We start from the raw sequence: 7,025 nt of genomic DNA, 5'->3' as shown, positions 1-7,025 counted from the left end.
TCAGGGGTCGGAATCCAGCGCGCGATGAAGGGATTCGACGTATCGACGGTCGGCACGCGCTGGAAGTTGATGTCGGTCTCGGTGAACTGCGGACAGATATAGTTGATGTAATCAGGCATGCGGCGAAGGATCGTGTCGGTCACCGCCTCGGTGGAATAGCCCCGGTCCTGGCGGTCACGGTGCAGCTTCTGGATCCATTCCAGATTGATCACCGGCACCACGCCGATCTTCAGATCGGCGTGCTGGGCGATGTTCACCCTGTCGGTGACGACCGCGCCATGCAGGCCTTCGTAGAACAGGAGATCGGAATGTTCCGGCAGCGGCTCCCAGGCCGTGAAGGTGCCGGGCGGCCCGCCATACAGCCGCGCCTCCTCGTCGTCATGCACATAGTGTCGCGCAGTGCCGGTACCGGCTTCGCCGTAGTCGCGGAACAGCTTCTCCAGCTCCCCGAACAGGTTGGTCTCCGGGCTGAAATGGCTGAAATGCTTGTTGCCGCGCTCGGCCTCCTCCACCATCATCCGGCGCATCTCGCCGCGGTCATAGCGATGGAAGGCGTCGCCCTCGACATAGGCCGCCTTGACGTTCTCGCGCCGGAAGATGTTCTCGAAGGTCCTCTTCACCGACGTCGTGCCTGCGCCCGACGAGCCCGTGATCGATATGATGGGATGACGACGTGACATCTCAGCCTCTCACCGGAACAGGCCGCGGCGCGCGAACAGCGGCGCATCGCCGCTCTCGAACAAGGGCTCGACGCCCTGGTGAATGACATCGACGTCGGTCACGGCGCGAAGCGCGCCCATGATCAGCGGCACGCGCTGGTGCGGCGTCCGCGGGCAGAGCTCGAGGATGCGGGCGCGGCCGCTGCTCGCAGCACCGCCGGCCCATTCCATGATCAACGCGATCGGGTGGGCTTCGTAGAGCAGACGGAGACGGCCCTCGCGATAGCCGGGCCGGGAGTCGGCCGGATAGAGAAAGATCCCGCCGCGAACCAGAATGCGATAGGCTTCGGCAACCAGCGAGCCGATCCAGCGCATGTTGAAATCGCGGCCGTGCTCGCCGTTCGCGCCGGCCAGGCAATCGTCGATATAGGCGCGCACCGCGCTGCTCCAGTGCCGCCGGTTGGAGGCATTGATCGCGAATTCCGGCGTGTCGGAAGGCACATGGATGCCGCGCTTGAGCAGCACGAATTCCCGCGCCGCCGGATCGAGTATGAAACAGTCGACCCGCCGATCGAGCGCCAGCACCAGGATGGTCTGGGGTCCATAGATGAAGAAGCCAGCAGCACATTGCGCCGTGCCCGGCTCGAAGAAGGTCGAGAGAGTGTCCCGCGCCCTGGGCCGGATCGAGAAGATGGTGCCGACAGAGATGTTGTTCTCCAGATTGGCCGAGCCGTCGAGCGGATCGATCGCAACGCAGAGCGGCGCAGCCTCGTGGAGAGTCTGCGGCAACTCTCCCTCTTCCGACAGCACCGCGGCGACGGGCGCGGTGCGAAGCGCCTCTCGCATCAAGCGGTCAGCGGCAAGATCGATGTCCTTCTGCCGATCGCCGTCGGGGTTCATCGCACCAGCCGCGCCGGTGATGCCGGCCAACGGCCCGGCTGCGATGATCGCGGCGAGATCGACAGCGGCCTTCGCCAACGCTTCGATCACCAACACGGCCGCCGTTCGCGTCGAAGTTTCCGCGCCGCCGCCGGAGAGATGACAATGCAAGGTCGGACGATGATCCACGTGTCGCTCCCTCCGATCGCGCCCTCTTCAGGGGCTTGATCCCGCGACAGCTCCCCGGCCGCCGCTTCATCCATCAACGCCCGGATTGCGCAATTAGTGAAATTTTAATATCTTTGACCGGACACAAGTTTTTCTTATGGAGGCCTGATGGCCGCGGGACGCTTCTCCAGGCAATTGACGCTGCGCCAGCTCCGCGCGCTCGCTGCGGTGCAGGCCGAGGGCTCCATCACGTCTGCTGCCAACCAGCTCCATCTCACGCAGCCCGCGGTGACGCTGCAATTGCGCAATCTGCAGACGCTTGCGGGCCTGCCGCTGATCCAACGCACCGGCGACGGCATGCGGCTCACCGACGCCGGACGCGAGGTTCAGCGCCTGACCGAACGGATCGAAGCTGCCATGTTCGATTGCGAGCAATCGCTCGACATGATCGCAGGCCGCAGCGGCGGCCGGGTCTCGATCGGCGCGGTGAGCACTGCGAAATATTTCGTACCCTTCATGATCGCCGGCTTCTCGGAACGCTTCCCGCGGATCGACGTGACGCTCAGGATCGGCAACCGCGAGGACATCCGCGACGCGCTGCGCGGCTACGACCTCGACATCGCCGTGATGGGCCAGCCGCCGGCCGATCTCGAGGTCGAGATGCGCCCGCTCGGCAACCACCCGCACATCATCGTGGCCGCCTCCGGCCATCGGCTCGGCGGCAAGCGGAAGCTCGCCGCCGCCGATCTGGCCGGCGAAACCTTCATCACGCGCGAGCAAGGGTCGGGGACGCGCATGCTGATGGAACGGTTCTTCCAGACCAGCGGCCTGAAAGCTCGAATCGGCATGGAGATGGACAGTAACGAGACCATCAAACAGGCCGTGATCGCCGGCCTCGGCATCGCCTTCATCTCGCAGCACACGGTATCGCATGAGCTCGCCGGGCGGCGCCTGGTCGCGCTCAAGGTCTCGGGCCTGCCTGTCATGCGCCAATGGCACGCGATCCGCCGCGCCGACAGGGTCCTGCTGCCGCCCGCGCAAGCGATGCTCGATTTTCTCGGCAAGGAAGGCTCGCGCTTCCTGCCGAACGCACGCTGATCATGACGGCCGCCGATCGCATCCGCGACGTAGAGCCGGCGCATGCGACGGTCACCTCGGCTTCAAAATCAGTTGAGAGCTGCATCAAGCCATTTCCGCGAAATGCGGCCGGCACCATATCGATGGACGGCGCGCGGCCCGATCACCTTACTTCTTGTTCCAGATCAACGAGATGGCTCGCGCAAAGATGCCGCAAGTAGATCACGCCTACATGGAGGGGTTGCGATGAAGAAGCTCATGCTGGCTGCGACGACCGCAGGATGCATCCTCGCGTTGGCCTCCGTCGCGCAAGCGCGGTCCGCTTACGACGGACCCTGGGACCTGGTGTTTGTGACGCAAAGAGGCGCGTGCGATCCAACCTACAATTTTTCAGTTAACATCTATAACGGCATCGTCACCCATCCGAATCTCGTGAAGTTCAGAGGCCGCGTGGCGCCGTCGGGCGTGGTTCGCGCTTCCGTGACCGTGCAGGACAAATATGCTTCCGGCACGGGAAGACTGTCTGCCGCTTCGGGTCGCGGGACCTGGAGCGGGTATTCGGGTGGCGCTCGCTGCTCCGGCTACTGGACCGCACGGCGGAGCTGACATTCGACATTGCCCGGACTGCGCCACGAGCCAGCACCGTCCATGAATCACCCCAACCACCGCTTGCGGCGGCGATAATGCTTGACTTCGCGGAAGTTCCTGCGCCCCTCGCCGAGCGACAAGCCAAGATAGAATTCCTTCACATCCTGGCTGCTCTCGAGCTGTGCGCGCGTTCCATGCAGCACGATGCGCCCGCCATCCATGACATAGCCATAGTCGCAAAGCACCAGCAGAATGCTCACGCCGAGCGCGACGTTGGTTGCGGCGAAGATCACGCCGCCTGCCTCATGCGCATTGCGCAGGATCTGGGTGCCGACCTCTTGCAGACCTTCCTGGAACACGGTGATGAATACCACGCCGAGAATCGCGCCGAGTGAAGCGCTGCCGCCGGATTGCCGTGAGGCAGCCTTCCGGTGTCACGGCACCCAGTTCGTTTCGGGAGCTTCCTGCACACCACGTGGCGCAAAGACAATCTTCCTGGCCGGCGCCCGATACAATTCGCTGACCTCGAGCAGCCGAGTCAGGTGCGCGACGTCCGTGATCTTTTCGAAGGTCTCGAGCCGTTCGAACAGGGGCGCGACCTGTTCGCGCGGAAGACCACGGGCAGCGCAATCGCTGAACTTATCCCACATTTCGCCGGCGTCCATTGGATTGTCGCCGCCGCGGCCGACCAGATTGTCGACACGCCGCGACAGCTTTCGGCCGTCATTCAACGTGACAATGACTTCCGCGCCCCACTGCTCCTGTGCATCATCGGCCATATCGGGATGCGGGCTTGCCGTCGTCAGGTCCAGCAACCGCCGGATCTCGGGATCGGCATGCGCGTCGCCCTCGAAATGTTTCAGCCGCAGGATGCCGCCATGCAGCGCGCGAGCAACGACGTATTGGACGCTGAACTTGGCTTCAAGCGATGACTGCGGGTGCGGCGTGTTGGTATGACGCAGACGACGACCGTGGGGCATCACCGCGATGCCCGCGATGTCGGCCACCTCGATCTTCTCCTCACGCCGGAGCGCCAGCGCCATGTTGATGGCGGGATGCGTGCTGCCGCAGCAGGGAAACTGCTTGAGCGCAACCGAGCTGGCCTCGATCTCCCAGGGCGCGCCCCAGTTCTCGAACAGCTTTTCGGCGTCGAACATGTCGGGTCCATTGAAGACGTTCAGGAAGCCCTGCGCATGCTCCAGCACGTCGGTCGCCGCGTCGAAGCCGCCCTCGGCCAGCAAGGCCGCGAGCAGGCCGTTGCGGCCGCACTGGCCGATATGCAGCGGCTTGGTCATGGTGCCGAAATTCGCCTTCAGCCCAGAGGCGAGCGAGGCCGCGATGCACAGCGCCATCGTCGTCCGCGCCGGGTCGAGCTTGAGCAGATGGCAGGCGGCGGCGGCAGCTCCGAAGACGCCGAGCGTCGCGGTCGGATGCCAGCCCTTGTCGTAGTGATGGAAATTGACCGCGCGCGCGAACCGGATTTCGACTTCGACGCCGATCACGTAGGCCGCGATGATGTCCTCACCAGTACCGCCGCGCTCTTCGGCGAGCGCGATCAGCGCCGAGACCAGCGGCACCGAGTGGTGGCCGCCCATCACGCCACTGAAATCGTCGAAATCGAGCGCGTGGGAGGCCGTGCCGTTGACCAGCGCGGCATCGAGTGCGCTGGTCCGCCGTGCGGTGCCGAAGATCAGCGCGGGCCCCCGCGATGCCGCAACGCCGGGGGTCTTGAGCAGGATCTGCGTGCAGGGCTCCGGGAGCCCCGCCAGCGTCACGCCGAGCGTATCGATGAGGCAGGCCTTGGCCTGCGCGACCGATTTCTTGGTCAACTCACGCTTGTCGAAGGCGAGGACCCGCTGCGCGAGCTGCTGCAGCAGCGTGATCCCGGTGGGACTCTCATTCGGCGCGATGGATGCTCCACTCATGTTCGTTCTCCCGACTGCCTGCATCAACCCGCGGCCGCCGCGTTCCGTCCAGCGATCCGCCCGAAAGTCGCACCAGACACCAGGCCGGTGCCGGCCGGATAATTGTCGTAGAACAGGCCGCCGACCATTTCGCCGCAGCAGAACAGGCCCTTGATCGGCCGCCAATCGGTGCCGATGACCTGGGCCTCTTCGTTGACCTTCAGACCGCCAAAGGTGAAGGTGATGCCGCCGGTGGCGCTGTAGGCGTAGAACGGCGGCTTGGCGATCCGCAGCGCCCAGTTGGTCTTCTCCAGCGCGAGCCCTCTGCTGGAGAGGCCATCCTTCCTGGTCGGATCGAAGCCGTCGTCGATCTCGCGGGCATGCGCGTTGTACTCGTCGATCGTATCGAGGGCGTGCGCCCTGTCGTCGATGTCGAGTTGCTCGACCAGATCTTCAAGCGTGTTGGCGGTGATTGGCTTGCTGGTCTGGTAACGCGGTTCGAGCAGGTGAACCACGCGGGAATCGAATATCTGCCAGACCTTGGCGCCGGGCTCCGCAAGAATCGCGCGGCCGAACTTGGCGTAGGTGAAGAGCGCGCCGTCCTCGCCCTCGTCGACGAAGCGCCGTCCCTTGCGGTTGAGCATGATGCCGTAGACATAGCTCAGGCGGTTGCTGCGGTCGGTGAGCTCCCGCGGCGCGAAGTCGCCCCACTCGGCGCTGATCGGCGTCGCGTGGCAGCCGCTCCACTGCCCCCACGGCATGGCGCCGACATTCATCGCCATGCGCAGGCCGTCGCCCTGGTTGTGCGGCGTTCCCCGCACCTTGGCCGCGCCGACCAGCGGGCCGATATGCTGAGTGCGCATCTGCACATTGGCCTCGAACCCGCCGCAGCCGAGCACCACCGATCTCCCGTTCAGCACCGAGATGCCATCGTCATCGCGCACCTTGACGCCGCGGATCCGGCCATCATCGCCCATGAGCAATTCCATAGCCGCTGTGCCGTAGCGGATTTCGATGCCGAGCCGCTCCGCCGTCGCAAACCAGCTGCGCGACAGGCCAACGCCTTCATGCTCGGCGCGCACGACGAGGCCACGCGCCCACACCATGACGTTATCCTTCTTGACCGCCGAGAGCGTGATGGCCGGCTCCATCTTGATGCCGCCGACCTGCTTCATCCACTTCACGGTCTCGAACGAATTGAAGACCAGAAGCTTCGACAGCACCGGATCGGTGCGTCCGCTGGTCACGCGCATCAGGTCACCATGGAAATCCTCCTTCGGATAGGGCGAGATGCCGTCGTAGAAATTCTCGAATTCGTCCTCGATGCCGGGCAGCAACTCGCCGATCTCGCGGGGATCATCGAATGCGAACCGCAACACGCCTCCGCTCCAATGCGTGTTGCCGCCGCGCATCTCCCGCGGCGCCTTCTCGATCACGACCACGCGTTCCGCGCCGTTCTCCGTTGCGGATACCGCAGCAGCCAGGGCAGCATTGCCGGCGCCGACAACGATGACATCATACCGACTCATATTTTCTCTTCTCCTGGAGCGATCATTTTGTTTGGGATCGCAGCAATGCGGCGATCTCGACAGCGGAATGAGTTTCGAGGCCATGGATCAGCATGCCGTTCACGAGCGCCGCGTCGCGCACCGGCAGGCGGACGTCGCGGCCGATCACGCTGCACGTCCCCTCGCCGCCAAGCGCCGTGGTGCCGGCCACCGCAACGTCGGAGAAGCCGTAGGCGTTGGAG

The 7,025-nt window shown here is 64.6% G+C and carries 8 protein-coding genes; 2 read left to right on the top strand and 6 right to left on the bottom strand.

The features are described from left to right. Together JOY90_RS09145 and JOY90_RS09140 are read right to left on the bottom strand one after the other, a co-directional pair. On the bottom strand, positions 1-680 hold a 680-nt coding region (locus JOY90_RS09145), incomplete at its 3' end, for a phosphoribulokinase (RefSeq protein WP_291690818.1). A gap of 9 nt (positions 681-689) precedes the next feature. Beyond that, the gene (locus JOY90_RS09140) at positions 690-1,727 is read right to left on the bottom strand and encodes a class 1 fructose-bisphosphatase (protein ID WP_291690817.1); all 1,038 of its coding nucleotides are present in this window, start codon (positions 1,725-1,727) and stop codon (positions 690-692) included. 147 nt (positions 1,728-1,874) lie between these two features. Between JOY90_RS09140 and JOY90_RS09135 the strand changes: the two genes are divergently transcribed. Further along, entirely contained in the window at positions 1,875-2,804 is a 930-nt protein-coding gene (locus JOY90_RS09135; protein ID WP_291690816.1) for a LysR family transcriptional regulator, read from the top strand. A gap of 225 nt (positions 2,805-3,029) precedes the next feature. Then, entirely contained in the window at positions 3,030-3,389 is a 360-nt protein-coding gene (locus JOY90_RS09130) for a hypothetical protein (protein ID WP_291690815.1), read from the top strand. Positions 3,390-3,436: 47 nt separating this feature from the next. Here the strand turns inward: JOY90_RS09130 and JOY90_RS40085 are convergent, their stop codons facing one another. The 4 genes from JOY90_RS40085 to JOY90_RS09110 form a co-directional block, all read right to left on the bottom strand. Then, positions 3,437-3,745, bottom strand: a complete 309-nt coding sequence (locus JOY90_RS40085) for a hypothetical protein (protein WP_367276902.1) — start codon at positions 3,743-3,745, stop codon at positions 3,437-3,439. Positions 3,746-3,805: 60 nt separating this feature from the next. Beyond that, positions 3,806-5,296, bottom strand: coding sequence for an MmgE/PrpD family protein (locus JOY90_RS09120; RefSeq protein WP_291690814.1), 1,491 nt, complete (start codon positions 5,294-5,296; stop codon positions 3,806-3,808). A gap of 23 nt (positions 5,297-5,319) precedes the next feature. After that, positions 5,320-6,804, bottom strand: a complete 1,485-nt coding sequence (gene tcuA / locus JOY90_RS09115; RefSeq protein WP_291690813.1) for an FAD-dependent tricarballylate dehydrogenase TcuA — start codon at positions 6,802-6,804, stop codon at positions 5,320-5,322. A gap of 22 nt (positions 6,805-6,826) precedes the next feature. Continuing rightward, positions 6,827-7,025, bottom strand: a 199-nt coding sequence (locus JOY90_RS09110; protein ID WP_291690812.1) for a hypothetical protein, incomplete at its 5' end; no start/stop codon positions are given.

The sequence above is a fragment of the Bradyrhizobium sp. genome, assembly GCF_019242285.1.
GTDB lineage: Bacteria > Pseudomonadota > Alphaproteobacteria > Rhizobiales > Xanthobacteraceae > Bradyrhizobium.
This window is presented reverse-complemented; position numbering and strand designations above follow the sequence as displayed.